Source organism: Gordonia sp. NPDC003429 (assembly GCF_053588575.1).
Genome location: NZ_JBSFQF010000010.1, coordinates 52706 through 69196 on the forward strand (window position 1 = coordinate 52706; position 16491 = coordinate 69196).

Annotated in this window: 18 protein-coding genes; all 18 read right to left on the reverse strand. The window is 68.1% G+C overall.

The window, feature by feature from the left end; genetic code table 11:
• Positions 1-17: 17 nt before the first annotated feature.
• Positions 18-329, reverse strand: coding sequence for a DUF2469 domain-containing protein (locus ACWDSI_RS13525; protein ID WP_005176689.1), 312 nt, complete (start codon positions 327-329; stop codon positions 18-20).
• Complete coding sequence (locus ACWDSI_RS13530) at positions 319-1077, reverse strand: ribonuclease HII (protein ID WP_449747473.1); 759 nt, start codon at positions 1075-1077, stop codon at positions 319-321. Before ACWDSI_RS13530 ends, ACWDSI_RS13525 begins: the two co-directional genes overlap by 11 nt.
• 13 nt (positions 1078-1090) lie before the next feature.
• The gene (gene lepB, locus ACWDSI_RS13535; RefSeq protein WP_449747474.1) at positions 1091-1954 is read right to left on the reverse strand and encodes a signal peptidase I; all 864 of its coding nucleotides are present in this window, start codon (positions 1952-1954) and stop codon (positions 1091-1093) included.
• Positions 1955-1972: 18 nt separating this feature from the next.
• Positions 1973-2314, reverse strand: coding sequence for a 50S ribosomal protein L19 (gene rplS / locus ACWDSI_RS13540; protein ID WP_449747475.1), 342 nt, complete (start codon positions 2312-2314; stop codon positions 1973-1975).
• Between the two features lie 80 nt (positions 2315-2394).
• A complete protein-coding gene (locus ACWDSI_RS13545; protein WP_449756841.1) occupies positions 2395-3333 on the reverse strand; it encodes a hypothetical protein in 939 nt (312 codons plus the stop codon).
• Between the two features lie 73 nt (positions 3334-3406).
• On the reverse strand, positions 3407-4450 hold the full coding sequence (locus tag ACWDSI_RS13550) for a hypothetical protein (protein ID WP_449747477.1): 1044 nt from the start codon (positions 4448-4450) through the stop codon (positions 3407-3409).
• Positions 4440-4781: a hypothetical protein gene (locus ACWDSI_RS13555; protein WP_449747478.1), complete on the reverse strand. Its 342-nt coding sequence runs from the start codon at positions 4779-4781 to the stop codon at positions 4440-4442. Before ACWDSI_RS13555 ends, ACWDSI_RS13550 begins: the two co-directional genes overlap by 11 nt.
• A complete protein-coding gene (locus ACWDSI_RS13560; RefSeq protein ID WP_449747479.1) occupies positions 4774-5130 on the reverse strand; it encodes a YbaB/EbfC family nucleoid-associated protein in 357 nt (118 codons plus the stop codon). Before ACWDSI_RS13560 ends, ACWDSI_RS13555 begins: the two co-directional genes overlap by 8 nt.
• 68 nt (positions 5131-5198) lie before the next feature.
• On the reverse strand, positions 5199-5903 hold the full coding sequence (gene trmD, locus ACWDSI_RS13565) for a tRNA (guanosine(37)-N1)-methyltransferase TrmD (protein WP_449756902.1): 705 nt from the start codon (positions 5901-5903) through the stop codon (positions 5199-5201).
• A 26-nt stretch (positions 5904-5929) separates the two neighbouring features.
• The gene (gene rimM, locus ACWDSI_RS13570) at positions 5930-6454 is read right to left on the reverse strand and encodes a ribosome maturation factor RimM (protein WP_449747480.1); all 525 of its coding nucleotides are present in this window, start codon (positions 6452-6454) and stop codon (positions 5930-5932) included.
• Between the two features lie 14 nt (positions 6455-6468).
• The gene (locus ACWDSI_RS13575) at positions 6469-6711 is read right to left on the reverse strand and encodes an RNA-binding protein (protein ID WP_449739274.1); all 243 of its coding nucleotides are present in this window, start codon (positions 6709-6711) and stop codon (positions 6469-6471) included.
• Entirely contained in the window at positions 6708-7199 is a 492-nt protein-coding gene (rpsP, locus tag ACWDSI_RS13580; RefSeq protein ID WP_449756842.1) for a 30S ribosomal protein S16, read from the reverse strand. Before rpsP ends, ACWDSI_RS13575 begins: the two co-directional genes overlap by 4 nt.
• A 373-nt stretch (positions 7200-7572) precedes the next feature.
• Entirely contained in the window at positions 7573-8679 is a 1107-nt protein-coding gene (locus tag ACWDSI_RS13585) for an amidohydrolase family protein (protein ID WP_449747483.1), read from the reverse strand.
• 9 nt (positions 8680-8688) lie between these two features.
• The gene (gene ffh / locus ACWDSI_RS13590) at positions 8689-10236 is read right to left on the reverse strand and encodes a signal recognition particle protein (RefSeq protein WP_449747484.1); all 1548 of its coding nucleotides are present in this window, start codon (positions 10234-10236) and stop codon (positions 8689-8691) included.
• 62 nt (positions 10237-10298) lie between these two features.
• Complete coding sequence (locus tag ACWDSI_RS13595; RefSeq protein WP_449756843.1) at positions 10299-12935, reverse strand: [protein-PII] uridylyltransferase; 2637 nt, start codon at positions 12933-12935, stop codon at positions 10299-10301.
• Positions 12936-12944: 9 nt separating this feature from the next.
• Entirely contained in the window at positions 12945-13283 is a 339-nt protein-coding gene (locus ACWDSI_RS13600; protein ID WP_449747568.1) for a P-II family nitrogen regulator, read from the reverse strand.
• A 5-nt stretch (positions 13284-13288) separates the two neighbouring features.
• Positions 13289-14665, reverse strand: coding sequence for an ammonium transporter (locus ACWDSI_RS13605; protein WP_449747569.1), 1377 nt, complete (start codon positions 14663-14665; stop codon positions 13289-13291).
• A gap of 246 nt (positions 14666-14911) precedes the next feature.
• Positions 14912-16471: a signal recognition particle-docking protein FtsY gene (gene ftsY / locus ACWDSI_RS13610; protein WP_449756844.1), complete on the reverse strand. Its 1560-nt coding sequence runs from the start codon at positions 16469-16471 to the stop codon at positions 14912-14914.
• Positions 16472-16491 lie beyond the last annotated feature (20 nt).

Genomic DNA, 16491 nt, shown 5'->3' on the forward strand with positions numbered 1-16491 from the left:
GGGTTCGGACGAACGGCCTACGGCTCGTCGGGTAGCCGCAGTTCGGGCTTCTCGAGTTCCTCGATGTTGACGTCCTTGAAGGTGATCACCCGCACCTGCTTGACGAACCGGGCCGGCCGGTACATGTCCCACACCCAGGCGTCGCTCATCCGGAGTTCGAAATAGACTTCGCCGTCGGTGTTGCGGGGCACCATCTCCACCGCGTTCGCCAGATAGAAGCGCCGCTCGGTCTCCACCACATAGGTGAACTGGCCGACGATGTCCTTGTATTCGCGGTACAGGGACAACTCCATCTCGGTTTCGTACTTCTCGAGATCTTCAGCGCTCATTCGGTAAGCCTATCGCGGTCAGGTTTGTGCTGGTGGGTGCGCCGTCACGGCGCCGGGAAGCGACGTTGCGGTACGACATGCGGTGTTGGGAGGACGGTCCGTGCGCGTCGATGCACGTCATGTGGTGCGCGGTGCTGTACCCCTTGTGAATCGCGAAATCGTACCCGGGCAGCTCGGCGTCCATGGCCACCATGATGCGGTCGCGGGTGACCTTCGCGAGGATGCTGGCCGCGGCGATACAGGCCGCCGATCCGTCGCCGCCGATCACTGGCAGCGAGGGCACGGTGAGCCCCGGCACGACGAATCCGTCGGACAGCACGTAGCCGGGCGTCATGTCGAGGCGTGCGACGGCACGCCGCATGCCCTCGATATTGGCGACGTGGATGCCGATCCGGTCGATCTCGGCTGCCTCGATGATCACCACCGACCAGCTCAGCGCGTACTTGGTGATCGCCCGATACAAGGTCTCCCTGGTCTGTTCGGACAGACGTTTGGAGTCATCGAGATCGGCGAGCGACACGAGTTGGGTGGGTTTGAGGACGCAGGCGGCCACCACGAGGGGGCCCGCACATGCGCCCCTGCCCGCCTCGTCGACACCGGCGACAGGTCCCAGTCCGCTGCGGTCGAGCGCGAATTCATAGGTGCGCAGACTTGCCGCGCGCCGCACCGGGAACCGCGGTGGCCATCGAGACGTCCGAGTCGTCCCAGACGGACTCGACCCAGACCGACTCTTCCGAGCCTGACTCATCCGAGCCGTCCCGTCACCGTTGCGGGTTGACCGAGCCGACACCGCCGATCCGGGAGAACGGATAGATCACCCACAGCACCCGACCGCGGATGTCGCTGACCGGCACCGTGCCCTGATACTCGTCGCCCACGTGATAGCGGGAATCCGCAGAGTACTCACGGTTGTCCCCCATCACCCAGACGTTGCCGTCGGGCACCTTGATGGGGCCGAAATCCTCGCCGTAGCAGCTCGTCACCTGACCGTCGGGAGATGCCGACTCGCCGTCCGCGACATCGCGGGCCTGCAGCGACTTGTCGATGTACGGCTCGTGCAGGGGCTTGCCGTCGACCTTCACGCCGACACCCTCGGAGTTGCGGCACTCCACGGTCTGACCGCCGGTCGCGATCACACGCTTGACCAGATCGTTCTCATCGGGCGGCGCGAAACCGAACCACGAGAGCCCGTTCTGCAGGGAGCGGATCGCGGGATTGTCCGAGCGTGGGGACTGCCAGTCGCCGTCCCACGACGAGGTGGGCGCCTTGAAAACGACGACGTCGCCGGGCTGTGGATCACCGAAGCGATACGCGAGTTTGTCGATGACGATGCGGTCGTTGGTGCAGCCCTGACAGCCGATCAGGGTGGGTTCCATCGACTCCGACGGGATGACGTACTGCCGGGCGATGAAGGTCTGCAGAATCCACGTGACCAGCAGGACGCAGGCGAGGATGATGACGGTTTCCCGCAGCAGCGAACCGCGTTTTCTCTCGGGTTCGTCGTCCTTGCTCCGCCACGGTCGATCGCTCGACCCGGTCTCCGCGTCGTTCGTGGTGTCGGACCGGTCTGGGGTGTCGGACCGATCCGCGGTCTCGGATTCGTCGCCGGGGTTGTCGGGTGCCACGTCGTCAGATTAGACGCGTCAGCGCTTTTCCTTGATCTTGGCCGCCTTGCCGCGCAGGTCGCGCAGGTAGTACAGCTTGGCGCGACGGACGTCACCGCGGGTGATCACGTCGATCTTGGCGATGGTGGGGCTGTGCACCGGGAAGGTGCGCTCCACGCCGACGCCGAAGGACACCTTGCGCACCGTGAAGGTCTCGCGGATGCCACCGCCCTGGCGGCGGATGACAACACCCTTGAACACCTGGACACGCTCCTTGGAGCCCTCGATCACCTTGACGTGAACGTCGAGGGTGTCGCCGGGGCCGAAGTCGGGGATGTCGTCGCGCAGCGACTGCTTGTCGAGGAAGTCGAGGGTGTTCATGGTGGTGGTCCTTGTCTGGTTAACGTGAACAGAGGAACCTGGCGGCCCCGCAACCAGGCCGCCAGGGATGTCCCGACAGCTCAGGCGTGGGGTTCGACCGGTTCATGCTCCGAGTCGTTGTGTGTGCCGTCGTGCGTGGGCGCCAATGCGGCGCCGTCGCCAGGCAACCCCACTATTGTGCCAGACAGACCCCGGCGCGGCGAAATCGCTGGTGGCGGCGGCGCCGGGTGCACCATCTGGTCGAGGCGATCCTCGGTGGCGGCGCGCACATGCGGGAGGCTTTCCGGCCGTCCAGCGACGAGGTCCTGCACGAACACGAGAGTGCGCACGAAGGGCCGACGCAGGCGTCTTTCCCGGAGCAACGCGCGTTCCATCTTGCGCGGATTGGACGTGTAGCGCCAGCGCGCCCACGGCGAATCGGGCCTGGCCAACCGGAGCACGCCGACCACCAGCAGCGGCCAGGCGAAGATGCCGATCAGACCCGTCCACACCTTGCCCTTGAGCATCACGATCAGCGCGAGCGCCAGGTTGAGCGCACCGGAGAGCAGGTCGACCACCAGTGGAGAATGCCCCCGTACGTCACTGACCGCATCGAAGTAGAGGTCGAGGGGCCGAAACCCCATCACGAGCATGCCGGTGGCCGCGATCGCGATGAACACCGCGTCCACCGAGGTCCGCCCTTCGCGACTCCAGTACACGTCGCGTAGGTAGAAGATCAGCGCGAACTCGTCGAGGACGAGTGCCGCGCCGACACCGAACAGTCCGGCCAACACCGACAACACGGCCTGGTCACCGGTGACCGACACCGCGATGAGTCCCAGCCCCGACAGCAGGGTGAGCAGCACGCCGAACACCATGTGGTGGATGTGGACGTCACCGGTGGTCACATTCGAGAACCACCACCGCACACGTGCCCGGATCAGGCGCACGCTGACACGGATGCCGACGAATCCGATGATGAGTCCGCAGAAGAACACCAGCAACGGCAGTCGCCCGCGATCGATGATGTCGTTGGTCATCCACTCCGAGGCTCGGTGCGAGAGCCAGTGGTGCATGTGATCAGGATAATTGCGGGGCGCGGATGCAGCCAGGTCAGGCGCGCGCCGGATGGGGTGCGTCGGCGTCGATACCGTCGGCGGCCAACACCGACCGCACATGCGGTGGCATCGGCGTCGACGCGCCGATCGCCAGCGTCGCCACCGCCGACGCTTCGAAATGGGCCACCACCGCGAGTTCGGGTTCCTGTCCGTCGGCGGTGAGGCCTTCGTGTGCGCCGATGGCGAACCCGGGCCGCTGATAGGGCTGGGGATCGCTCGTGGCGACCACGATCTGCCGGTCACCCCCGACCTTCTCGCCCACGCCCACCGCCACCCGCAGCCAGTCGCGGACCGGAGTGGGCAACGATGCGTGCAGCGCGATGGCGCGCGCGACGAGGTGCCGCGGGTCGACGGTCCCGGCGCCACCGGCCCCCGTGCCGATTGTCCCGCGGGCCCCCGACCCCAGCGCGCCACCGAGTGCGGCGCCGCCCATCGCGCCCAGTCCGCCCATGGCTCCCATCGGCATGTAGCCGCTGGTGGCCGCCTGACCCTGCGGGTCGTCGGAGTGATGTTCGCCGGGACGCCCGGCGTCGCGCGCCTGCTCGACGTATCCGTCGCCGGCTGCGCTGAGTGCATAGCGACCGGTGCTCGCCGCCATCACGGCGGCAGAGTCGTCGCCCAGCGCCGCCGACACCTCACCCACGAGTCGGTCGCGGTCGGCGATCGCGGTGATCACCGACATCTCGTTGTGCGCGGCGGTACTCGCAGCCGCGTACGTCTCGAGCGCGTCAGCAGCTGCCGCGAGCCGAATGGCCGCCGCACGCACGGCACCGGCGTCGGAACCGAGATGACTTCCGGCCGTGACCATCTCGTCGTGAAATCGCCCGGCCCCCTCGACGCCGTGGTGGGCGGTGACGATGTCGGCGGCTATTGCACCCAGTTCCGATGCCCGCGCACGCAACCCGTGCGCGCAGTCGAGCAGCGATCCGACATCGGCGGTGGGCCACACATCGGGCGCCAGCGTCCGGACCAGACGGCTCAGCTCGTCGGGGACCGCAAGCGTCGGCGGGGTCGGGATGCGGGCACGCTCAGCGGTCATCATCGCCCCCGAAATCGAGCGCCGAACGCTCGTCGGCGTCGCAGATCGACGTCGACGCCCGGCGTATGCGGGCCGAGTGCTGCCCCAGCAGTTGCGCGGCATCATCCACACCACGCAGGCAGCCGGCGGCCGTGACACCGAACCCGGCGCGGAACGCCGCGGCAGCCGGCCCGTCGCCGAGCGCGGCGTCGGCCGTGGCGAGCAGTTGTGCCACCTCGTCGGCGACATCGGTGAGGCGGTCCTCCGCGGTGGTCAGGCCGCGCAGCAGCTCGGTGGTGTCGTGCAGGTTCATCTCCATCGCGGGCCCGGTCGCCGGGCGTTCCTCACGCATCCCGGCGCACCTTTTCGGTGCGCGAGCGATCGGTCGGGTGGATGTCGGCGATCTGCGGGCCGAGGTGCCCGATGTCCTCTCGCAGCCGGTCACGACGTTCACGCAGGCCCGCGTCCGCCTCGGCGACGAGGCCGGTGATGGTCTCCGACAACGTGTCGGCGCGGTAGCGGCGCACGGCGGCCGGAGTCACCGTGAGATCGATGAGCAGTCCGCGCGCATTGACGGTCACCGAGATCAAGCGGTCGGCGCTCGTCGCGGTGGCGGTGAGACGGGCCAGTTCGGCGTTGACCCGCGTGAGTTCGGCGCGTTGCCGGCGGAGGTCGTCGAGCATCCGTGTCCAGCGATCCATACCTGCGTCGCTCCCTCCCCGAAGTGGACAAGATCATATCCGGTGCGGCGGCGGCCGGAACTCACTCATCAACACCCCGGAGATCGGTCGGTCTCCTCCCCCAACAGATCGGGACGTCGGGCTCGAGTGCGTGCGACCGCCTCGTCATGACGCCAGGCCGCGATCCGCGCGTGGTCGCCGCTGAGCAGCACCGAGGGCACCCGCAGGCCCCGCCACTGCTCGGGCCGCGTGTAGCTCGGGCCCTCCAGCAGCCCGTCGGAGAATGAATCCTCTTGGTGGGAGCGCGGATTGCCCAGCACGCCGGGGATCAGGCGGACGGTTGCCTCGATCATCGCCATGGCCGCGGCCTCACCGCCGATGAGAACGAAGTCGCCGAGGGACACCTCTTCGACCCGCATCCGGCGGGCGGCGTCGTCGAAGACCCGCTGATCGATGCCCTCGTACCGTCCGCAGGCGAAGACGAGGTGGCGTTCGGTACTCCAGCGGTGCGCAGTTGCCTGCCGAAACGGCACCCCGGCGGGAGACGGCACCACCAGCAGGGTCTGCTCATCACACACGTCATCGAGGCAGGGCCCCCACACCTGCGGCTTCATCACCATGCCCGGTCCCCCGCCGTACGGCGAGTCGTCGACGGCGCGGTGCACGTCGTGGGTCCAGTCACGCAGGTCGTGTACCGACAGTTCGATGGCACCCCTGTCGATGGCCTTGCCCAGCAGGGCAATTCGCAGAGGTTCGAGGTACTCGGGAAAGATGGACACGACGTCGATGCGCATCGGTCCCGCCGCATCTGCCGATGCCGTCATTGCGTCTGCTCGTCGAGCAGTCCGGCAGGCGGATCGATGACGATGCCGTCGGCGCCCACCGTCGGCACGATCTCACGCACGAACGGGACCAGCACCTCGCGCCCCTCCTCGGTGCGCACGGCCAGCACGTCGTGGGCGGGCAGATGCAGCACCGACGACACCCGGCCCACCGGGTCGCCGCCAACCGTGCGCACCTCGAGCCCCTCGAGCTCGTGGTCGTAGAACTCGTCGGGATTGCCACCCGAGTCCACGCTGTCGCTGTCGATCACGAACAGGGTGCCGCGCAGGGCGTCGGCAGCCGCGCGGTCGGACACCTCGGCCAGAGACAGCAACAGCCGCCCGGAGTGATTCCGGGCGGCCGTCACGGTGAAGGATCGGTCGGCGTCGTCGCCGCGCGGTGCACGGGCACGCAGCACGGTACCCACCGCGAAGCGTTGCGCCGGTTCGTCGGTACGGACGTCGACGACCATCTCGCCGCGCACGCCGTGCGATTTCGCGACACGTCCTACCACGAGATCCATCGTGGGAGTGTGGCTCAGCGGTCGGTGTCGACGATGTCCACGCGCATGCCCCGGCCGCCGATACCGGCGACGAGGGTGCGCAGTGCGGTGGCGGTGCGGCCGTTGCGGCCGATCACCTTGCCGAGATCCTCGGGGTTGACGTGCACCTCGACGAGGCGCCCGCGACGGCCGGTGATCAGCTCCACTCGCACGTCGTCGGGGTTGGCGACGATCCCGCGGACGAGGTGTTCGACGGCGTCGGCGACGACTGCGCTCACGCCTGGTCCTCGGCGACCGCCTCGGCGACCGCCTTCGACTCGGGCTCCGCCGGCGCTTCGTCGACGACCGGGGTGGCCTCGGCGGGTGCGTCGGCCTTCTTGGTGGCCTTCTTCTTCGGGGTGGTCGCCTCGGCGACCGGCTCGCTGTCGGCGGCGGCCAGGGCCGCGTTGAACAGATCGAGCTTCGACGGCTTGGGCTCGCGCGCCTTCAGGGTGCCCTCGGCACCGGGCAGTCCCTTGAACTTCTGCCAGTCACCGGTGACCTTCAGGATGGCCGCGACCGGTTCGGTGGGCTGGGCGCCGACACCGAGCCAGTACTGGGCACGGTCGGAGTCCACCTCGATCAGGCTGGGCTCTTCCTTCGGGTGGTACTTGCCGATGGTCTCGATGACCCGGCCGTTGCGGCGGGTGCGCGAGTCGGCGACGACGATGCGGTACTGCGGGTTGCGGATCTTGCCGAGCCGCGTGAGTTTGATCTTGACAGCCATGAGGTACTTCAACTTTCCATTGGTCACTGCGCAATTCGGCGGCCCACCCAGAGATGGTGGGCCCGGTTTTGCGACGTTGTTCGGTGTGACCGTCGGTCGGTACGTAACCGGGTCCGACGAACCGACAGCCCATTCTGCCAGATGGGCGGGCCGCGACGGAAATCCCGCGGCGATCGGCCCCGGCATTGAACCGCGAGCCGGGGCTCGGTCGGCATGGGTTGCCCCACCCCACGAAAGGCAACCCACGCCGACCGTCACTCCCAGTCGCCACCCGCAGATGCGAGTGCAACGCAAATGACACCTTACTACTGGGTAACTTGCGCGACCAATCCCATGGAAGTGGCGTGGGTCACATCCTTGGGTGACGCGGCACTCATTCGATCGGGTGACCCGAGCACACCACGTGACGCGGTCGGCGCAAGGTGGCGGGTTCGCACCGCGGGTCGGCGTCGAGGACAAGGAAGTCGGCCGGATCGCCATGCTCGAGCAGTCCGGCGCCGAGCCATCGTCGCGGCGCCACCGTGGCGGCTGCGAGCGCACCGCTCATCCCGAATCCGATCTGCGCGAGTCGTTCCACTTCATCGACGATGCGACCGTGCGCGACGAACCCTCCCGCATCGGTACCCGCGAAGATCGCGACGCCGGCCTCCCGGGCGGCGGCGAAGGTGTCCGCGGCGGTGTCGTAGAGCTTGCGCATGTGCGCGGCATAGGTCGGGAAACGATCGGCGCCGGCGGCGATCTCCGGAAAGTTGTCCACCTGGATCAGCGTGGGCACCAACGCGATCGACCTCGACGCCATGGCGTCGAGGTGGTCGGGGCTCAGTCCCGTCCCGTGCTCGATACAGTCGACCCCGGCGTCGATCAGGTCATCGAGGGCGTCACCGCCGAACACGTGCGCGGTGATCCGTGCGCCGGCGCGATGCGCTGCGGCGACCGCGGCATCGAGTTGGGTTCGGGTCCACAGCGGCGCGAGATCTCCCACCTCCCGATCGATCCAGTCGCCGACGATCTTCACCCAGCCATCCCCGGCGGCAGCCTGGCGGGACACCTCCGCGGGCAACTCGTCGGGATCGGTGAGGTCGACGCCGTAATCGCGCAGGTAGCGTTTCGGCCGTGCGATGTGTTTGCCCGCCCTGATGAACTTGGGGCAGGTGGGATCGGCGTCGAGCGGATGGGTGTCCAGCGGCGAGCCGACCTCGCGGATCAGTAGGGCGCCGGCGCGCACGTCGGCCTGCGCGAATCGCCGCGCCCGCTCGATGTCGACGCCGAGACCCGGTGCGATGCCGACATGATTGTGGGCGTCGACCAATCCGGGAATGATCCAGCCGTCAGCGCACACCGTGGTGGCATGGGCCACCGGTTCCCGTGAGATCCGTTCACCCACCACCCACAGCTCGACGGATTCGTCGGTCAGCGGATCGCGTCCGCGGTAGTGGCGCACGTCGGAATCGGTCGGCTCGAGCCGCGAAGAGACTGGCACCGGTGCCGGCTACTTCTTCTTCGGTTGCTGGAACTGCGAGACGTCGATGCCTTCGAGGCCCGGTGGCAGCTGGTCGAGGCCCGCGGGCATACCCGACAGATCGGGGAAGCCGCCCGGCATGCCGGGGAATCCGCCCCGGACCTTCGGCGGAGTGGGACCACGTCCCTTGCCCTTCTTGCCCTTGCCCTTCTTGCGGTTGTTCTTGCGGCCGCCGCCCATGCCCATCCGTCCGGACATCTGCGCCATCATCTTGCGGGCCTCGAAGAACCGGTCGACGAGCTGGTTGACCTCGCTGACCGTCACCCCCGAGCCGTTGGCGATCCGCAGCCGCCGCGAGGCGTTGATGATCTTCGGGTTGTCCCGTTCGGCCGGGGTCATACCGCGGATGATGGCCTGCACCCGGTCGAGTTGTTTGTCGTCGACCTGCGAGAGCGCGTCCTTCATCTGGTTGGCACCGGGCAGCATGCCCAGGATGTTGCCGATGGGGCCCATCCGCCGCAGCATCTGCATCTGCTCGAGGAAATCCTCGAGGGTCAACTCCCCCTGGCTGATCTTCTGCGCGGCAGCCTCGGCCTGCTGGGCGTCCCAGTGCTGCTCGGCCTGCTCGATGAGGCTGAGCACATCGCCCATGCCGAGGATGCGACTGGCCATCCGGTCGGGGTGGAAAACGTCGAAGTCCTCGAGCTTCTCGCCCGACGACGCGAACATGATGGGCTGACCGGTGACCTCTCGTACCGAGAGCGCCGCACCACCGCGGGCATCACCGTCGAGTTTGGTCAGCACCACGCCGGTGAATCCGACGCCCTCGGCGAAGGCCTCTGCGGTGGTGACCGCATCCTGTCCGATCATGGCGTCCACGACGAAGAGCACCTCGTCGGGTGCGGTCGCGTCTCGGATGTCGGCGGCCTGGCTCATCAGCTCGGCATCGATGCCCAACCGGCCGGCGGTGTCGATCACCACAACGTCGTAGTGCTGATCGCGCGCCTGCTGCACACCGCTGCGGGCCACCGCGACCGGATCGCCGTGGCTCACGGTGCCGAGTTCACCGGTCTGCCCGATGCTGGTGCCCGGGTCGGGTGCGTACACCGGTACACCGGCCCGCTCACCGACGATCTGGAGCTGGGTGACGGCGCCGGGGCGCTGCAGGTCGCAGGCAACCAGCAACGGGGTGTGTCCCTGCTGCTTGAGCCAGTGTCCGAGCTTGCCCGCGAGCGTCGTCTTTCCGGCGCCCTGCAGACCCGCGAGCATGATGACCGTCGGCGGGGTCTTGGCGAACCGGATACGCCGGGTCTCCCCGCCGAGAATCCCGACGAGTTCGTCGTTGACGATCTTGACGACCTGCTGGGCCGGGTTGAGCGCCCCCGACACCTCGGCGCCCTTCGCCCGCTCCTTGACCCGGGAGATGAATGCGCGGACGACGGGCAGCGATACGTCGGCCTCGAGCAGCGCGAGGCGGATCTCACGGGCGGTGCGGTCGATGTCGGCGTCGGAGAGGCGTCCTTTACCGCGCAGGTCCTTCAGCGCACCGGTCAACCGATCGGAGAGGGAATCGAACATTCCCCCAGTGTCCCACGTCGCGGCCCATGGTCTCCCGTCCGGTCGGTGGGCAATCCGGGCCGTCAGCTGATCGGCACACCCGAACGTCCGGTACCGCCGAAACTCGCCGGACCCGGACCGTCGCCGGAATCGTCGCTGCGTGGCTGCGGGGGCGGACACACCGCGATGACGTCGTCGGCGAGCCGGGTGCGTGCCTCGGGTGTGTCATCGGGCAACCGCAGGCAGAAACTGTCCACCACGGTGCCACCGAGCGTGGTGACCTTCGCCCACCTGATGTCGGCTCCGTGCCGCTCGATCACCGCGCTGACCCGGCTGAGCAGGCCGAGACGATCGTCGGTACGCAACTCCATGAGCACATCCCCGTCGCCGGGTGCCTCGGCCCACAGCACCCGGGGCGGAGCGATCGCGAACAGCGCTGGTACGGCATTGCGGGTCTGCCCCGTGCCGGCGAAGTCGGGGTCGGCGTCTTCGGGAGTGTTCGACGCATCCGAACCCGGCGTGGTGGCGACGGTGCCGATGGTCGGGATCGGGGAATTGCGTTCGCGGGTGTCGAGGCGATCGAGCACGTCGATCTTTCCCTCCACCGCCGCGATCAGCTGCTGACGGATCAGCCCCGACTCGGGGGGATCACCGAACATGGGCACCACCACGAAGGTGTTGACCGCCCGGGTTTCCCCGTCCGCGGCGAGGTGGCTCTGCACGGTTGCCGAATGCGACCGCAGTCCGTTGAGCGCGACCACGCCTGCCATCTTCGACAGCAGTCCGGGACGGTCGGGTGCCACCATGACGAGGGTGAAGGTGTGCGGCCCGTCGCCCTGCGTCAGCCGAACCGCGAACCGGTCGGTCTCGGCGAGGTCGATCGCTTCGGGGCTCAGCGGGTCCGGGACGGCAAGCTCTCCGCCGTCGATGAGCCGCATCGCGCGCCGCACCAACTCGCTGATCAGCGACGCCTTCCACTCCCCCCACACCCCGGGACCGGTGGCCAGCGAGTCCGCCTCGGCGAGGGTGGCGAGCAGCTCCAGCAGCACCCGGTCGTGGCCCAGGGTCTCGACGAGTTCGCGCGCCGTGGCCGGATCGTCGAGGTCACGCCGGGTGGCGACCGTCGGCAGCAACAAATGGTGACGCACCATCTGCGACAGCGTCGCGACATCGTCGGGCCACAGACCGAATCGGTTGCCCACCTGGATCGCGAGGTCGGCGCCGACGATGCTGTGGTCGGCGCCGCGACCCTTGCCGAGGTCGTGGATCAGCGCGCCGAGAACGAGCAGGTCGGGCCGCGACACCCGGGTGGTCATCGAGCTGGCGTAGGCGGCCGCCTCCACCATGTGACGGTCCACGGTCCAGGTGTGGATGGCGTCGCGGGGCGGGAGGTCGCGCACCGCGCCCCACTCGGGCAACAAGCGCCCCCACAGGCCGGTACGGTCGAGCGCCTCGATGGGGGCGATCATGTGGTGGCCCGCGCCGAGTAGCACCAGCAGGTCGCTGAGCGCCTCCGCGGGCCACGGTTCACGCAGTTCGGGTGCGTAGTCGGCCAGACGTGAGAGGGTTGCGGCGCTGATCGGCAGGCCGGTGCGCGCCGACGCCGAGGCGACGCGCAGTATGAGACCGGGATCCTTGCTCGGAATCGCGTTGCGCGCCAACACGATCTCCCCGTTGTGCTCGACCACTCCCTCGTCGAGGGGTCGACGGATGGGTGACCGGCGAAGGCGCGCGAGCCCGCGTCGGGGCAGCGCGTTTCCGGCGGTGCGCAGGCCGACGTCGGTGGAATAGCTGATGGTGCGGGCGGCGTCGCTGATCACGCGGGCGAGGTCGAAGCGGTCACCGATCTGCAGCGCGGCACCGATCTCGTCGGCATCCTGCGCCTGGACCTGTTCACGTGGCCGGCCGGCGATCCGATGCAGTTCGGTACGGATATCCAGCAATCGACCGTAGGCGATCTGTGGACCCGCGCCGGGTGAATCCGGTCGCAGGCTGGCCATGCCGTCGGTGAGTTGCGCAATTGCCAACGCGCCCAACAGTTGTACGTCGCGCAGACCGCCGCGGCCGTTCTTGAGGTCGGGCTCGGCCCGGTGCGCGATATCCCCGGCGCGACGCCACCGGTCCTGCGCACCGGTGACGAGTTCCGCGAACCGATGCCGGATGTCGTTGCGCCACTGCTGGCGGATGCCGCCGATCAGCAGCGACGACAGGTCCTCGTCGCCGGCGATGTGCCTGGCCTCGAGCAGACCGAGGGCAGCGGTGATGTCGGTGGCCGCGACCTGCAGCGCCTGCGGCACCGTGCGCACGCTGTGATCGAGGGCGATGTTGGCGTCCCACAACGGATACCAGAGGCCATCGGCCACCTCCGACACACGTTCGGGCGGGAGGTCGTCGTGCAGCAGGATGAGGTCGAGGTCGGAGTACGGCAGGAGTTCACCGCGACCGAGACCACCCACCGCGACGATGGCGAGCCCACTGTCGGGTCGAATGCCGAGTTCGGCTCCCTTGCTGGTCAGCCAGAACTCGTGGAGATCCACCAGGACCTGACGCAGTCCCGCGGCATCTAGACGCCCACTCCCGGAGGCGTCGGTGAGTTGCCGGCGCGTACGTGCGAGGTCCGTCGCGGCCACGGGGGCCGCCGGTGGCACGGAGGAAGAGTGTGGCCCCGCGCCCGACTTGTCGTCAGGGGCGGGGCCACGCTCAGGATTCACGAAGGGCACGGGACCTCGTCAGAGCGCGTCGCCGCCGCGCTCGCCGGTTCGGACGCGCACGACCGTATCGACGGGCGAGACCCACACCTTTCCGTCACCGATCTTGCCGGTACGCGCGGCTTCCACGATGACGTCGACCACCTTGTCGACCGAGGCGTCGTCGACCACGACCTCGACCCGCACCTTCGGCACGAAGTCGACCGAGTATTCGGCGCCGCGATACACCTCGGTGTGACCCTTCTGGCGGCCGTAGCCCTGGACCTCACTGACGGTCATGCCGAGGATTCCGGCCTGCTCGAGACCTGCCTTGACATCCTCGAGCGTGAACGGCTTGACGATTGCGGTGATGAGCTTCACTTGGATCATGCCTCCTTGCCGAGGGCGACACCGGACTGGCTGAGAGCGCTTCCGGTACCGATCGGTGCGAAATCGTATGCGGACTCTGCGTGCTGCGACTCGTCGAGGCCGGCAGCCTCATCCTGCGGCTCTGCGCGCAGGCCGATGGTGAACTTCAGCACAAGCGCAATTATGGCAGTCGCGACGGCCGAGTAACCGAGGACCGCGAACGCGCCCACGGCCTGGCGCCACAACTGGTCCCAACCGCCGCCGTAGAACAGACCGGACACGGCTGCCGGTGCGGAATCGGTGGCCAGGAAACCGATCAGCAGGGTTCCCAGCAGACCGCCGACCATGTGGACGCCGACGACGTCGAGTGCGTCGTCGTAACCCAGCTTGTACTTGAGGCCGACCGCCAGCGCGCAGACGATGCCGGCCAGCGCGCCGATGATCAGTGCGCCCAGGACGTTCACCGAGGAACAGGACGGGGTGATCGCGACGAGCCCGGCGACGATACCCGACGCCGCACCGAGGCTCGTGGCGTGTCCGTCACGGATTCGTTCGGTGAGCAGCCAGCCCAGCATGGCCGTGCCGGTCGCGATGGTCGTGGTCATGAAGGTCGAGGCCGCGATTCCGTTTGCCGACGTGGCCGAACCGGCGTTGAAGCCGTACCAGCCGAACCACAACAGTCCCGCGCCGAGCATGGTGAACGGCAGGTTGTGCGGCCGCATCGGGGTGCCCGGCCAGCCCTTGCGCTTGCCGAGGAACAGCACGAGTATCAGGCCCGCCACACCGGAGTTGATGTGCACGGCAGTACCACCGGCGAAGTCGATGGCCTTGAGACTGTTGGCGATCCAGCCGCCCTTCTCCGCGGTGACACCGTCGAAGGAGAACACCCAGTGTGCCACCGGGAAGTAGACGATGGTCGACCAGATGATGGTGAAAGCGAACCACGCGCTGAACTTCATGCGGTCGGCCACCGCGCCCGAGACCAGGGCGACGGTGATGATCGCGAACATCAATTGGAAGGCCACGAAGACCAGAGCGGGAAGAGTGCCGACCAGCGGGATGTTCACCGCGTCGGCTGCCTCGGTTCCCGTCGCCGCGTCCGCGGCCACGGCGGCAGAGCCGTTACCCGAGATCAATCCCTTGAGTCCGAAGAACTCACTCGGGTCGCCGACCACACCGCCCTTGTCGTTGCCGAAGGCCAGCGAGTATCCGTAAATCGACCAGAGCACCGTCACGACGCCCATGGAGACGGCGCTCATCATGATGGTGTTGAGGACGTTCTTGGAGCGGACCATGCCGCCGTAGAAGAACGCCAAACCTGGCAGGGTCATACACAAGACCAGCGCGGAGCTGGCCAGCATCCAGGCGGTGTCACCGGTATCGGGCACACCCATCGTGGGGAAATCCGCCACAACTATCCCTCCTAATCCCACCGTGACGACGCACGGCGCTTGACCTGGAGAGAAGGGTGCTTTGTGTTTGTTTCAACGATGCCGATTACAGGTTTCAGGCATGTGAACCAACGCCCGGTTTATATTTCGTGGCGGTAACACCGCAGGTGGCGAGGAAAGGTTTTGCCGGACCCCGGGCGCACCTATGCGCGCTGCCGAATATCTACTCCGCACTCTGTGCGGTGCCACTTACAGCAGCGCGTCGACGAACGCCTCCGGCTCGAAGGGCGCGAGGTCGTCGGCACCCTCACCGAGCCCGACAAGCTTGACCGGCACACCGAGCTCGTCCTGGACATGGAACACGATGCCGCCCTTGGCCGTTCCGTCGAGCTTGGTCAGCACCACGCCGGTGATGTCGACCACGTCGGCGAAGACGCGTGCCTGGGTGAGACCGTTCTGACCGACGGTGGCGTCGAGAACCAACAGCACCTCGTCGACGGGTGCCTTCTTCTCGACGACCCGCTTGACCTTGCCGAGTTCGTCCATCAGTCCGGTCTTGGTGTGCAGACGGCCGGCGGTGTCGATGAGCACGACGTCCACGCCGTCCTCGACTCCCCTCGCGACCGCGTCGAAGGCCACCGATGCCGGATCGGCCTGTTCCTTGCCTCGCACGATGTCGGCGCCCACCCGTTCACCCCACGCCTGGAGCTGGTCGGCGGCAGCGGCACGAAATGTGTCGGCGGCACCGAGCAGCACACGTCGTCCATCTGCGACCAGCACGCGCGCCAGTTTGCCGGTGGTGGTGGTCTTTCCGGTGCCGTTGACGCCGACGACGAGCACCACCGCCGGGGACTGCGCGTGGGGCAGCGCGCGCACCGATCGGTCGAGCTCGGGGTGCAGTTGCTCGACCAGCACCCGCCGCAACAGGGCGCGGGCGTCGGCGGCGGTGCGCACCGGATTCGTGGCGAGTTCGGTGCGCAGACGCTCGACCACCGCTGTGGTGGACGCCGAGCCGAGGTCGGCCATCACGAGGGTGTCTTCGATCTCCTCCCAGCTCTCCTCGTCGAGATCACCCGCACCGAGCAAACCGAGCACGCTCTTGCCGATGGCCCCTTGCGACCGCGACAGACGCCCACGCAGCCGCCCCAGACGGCCGGCGGTGGGCGCGATCTCTTCGCGCGGCGGAGCCGCCACCGCTCCGGACGCATCCGACGGGACATCGACGGCCGCGGCATCCGTGCCCTGCTCTGCGGTCTCCGGTACGGCGGTCTCGGGTTTAGCGGTCTCGGGTTCCGCGACCGCCGGTGCGGCGGTCTCGGGTTCCGCGACCTCCGGTGCGGGGGTCTCCGGTGCGGCGGTCTCCGGTGCAGAGGTCTCCGGTGCAGCGGTCTCCGGTGCAGCGGTCTCCGGTTCTGCGGTCTCGGGTTCGGCCGTCTCCGGTGCGGCGTAGTCCGGCAGTGAGATGTCGGTGATCCCACGCGTGGGTGAATCCCGCGGCACCGACGCGTCATCGCCCACGGCGGGCTGACCGTCGACATCGGTCCGCTCACCGGGCGGTCGCACCGGTGCGGGTGGCTCGACCGTGCCGGTTCCGCCCTGACTGAAGGTGAAGCCCGATCCGGCCCGATATCCCCCCGACCGGTCGACCTGGGGTTTGCTGCCGTCGACCACTTGGGTGTCGGTGGCGGCGCTGCCGGCGTCATCGTGCAACGAGACGCGCCGCCGCCGTGACACCACGAGGCCCACCACGATCAGCGCGAGGATGACGACGACCGCGACGACGATCGCGATGATGATTCCGGTGTTCACTGATTCAGTCCCTGTCCTCG

Excerpts from the sequence above, each read along its gene's own strand:
- ACWDSI_RS13525 (WP_005176689.1), bottom strand. The coding sequence starts at position 329 with ATGAGCGCTGAAGATCTCGAGAAGTACGAAACCGAGATGGAGTTGTCC.
- ACWDSI_RS13530 (WP_449747473.1), bottom strand. The coding sequence starts at position 1,077 with ATGAGTCAGGCTCGGAAGAGTCGGTCTGGGTCGAGTCCGTCTGGGACG.
- rplS (WP_449747475.1), bottom strand. The coding sequence starts at position 2,314 with ATGAACACCCTCGACTTCCTCGACAAGCAGTCGCTGCGCGACGACATC.
- ACWDSI_RS13545 (WP_449756841.1), bottom strand. The coding sequence starts at position 3,333 with ATGACCAACGACATCATCGATCGCGGGCGACTGCCGTTGCTGGTGTTC.
- ACWDSI_RS13550 (WP_449747477.1), bottom strand. The coding sequence starts at position 4,450 with ATGACCGCTGAGCGTGCCCGCATCCCGACCCCGCCGACGCTTGCGGTC.
- ACWDSI_RS13555 (WP_449747478.1), bottom strand. The coding sequence starts at position 4,781 with ATGCGTGAGGAACGCCCGGCGACCGGGCCCGCGATGGAGATGAACCTG.
- ACWDSI_RS13560 (WP_449747479.1), bottom strand. The coding sequence starts at position 5,130 with ATGGATCGCTGGACACGGATGCTCGACGACCTCCGCCGGCAACGCGCC.
- trmD (WP_449756902.1), bottom strand. The coding sequence starts at position 5,903 with ATGCGCATCGACGTCGTGTCCATCTTTCCCGAGTACCTCGAACCTCTG.
- rimM (WP_449747480.1), bottom strand. The coding sequence starts at position 6,454 with ATGGATCTCGTGGTAGGACGTGTCGCGAAATCGCACGGCGTGCGCGGC.
- rpsP (WP_449756842.1), bottom strand. The coding sequence starts at position 7,199 with ATGGCTGTCAAGATCAAACTCACGCGGCTCGGCAAGATCCGCAACCCG.
- ffh (WP_449747484.1), bottom strand. The coding sequence starts at position 10,236 with ATGTTCGATTCCCTCTCCGATCGGTTGACCGGTGCGCTGAAGGACCTG.
- ACWDSI_RS13605 (WP_449747569.1), bottom strand. The coding sequence starts at position 14,665 with ATGGGTGTGCCCGATACCGGTGACACCGCCTGGATGCTGGCCAGCTCC.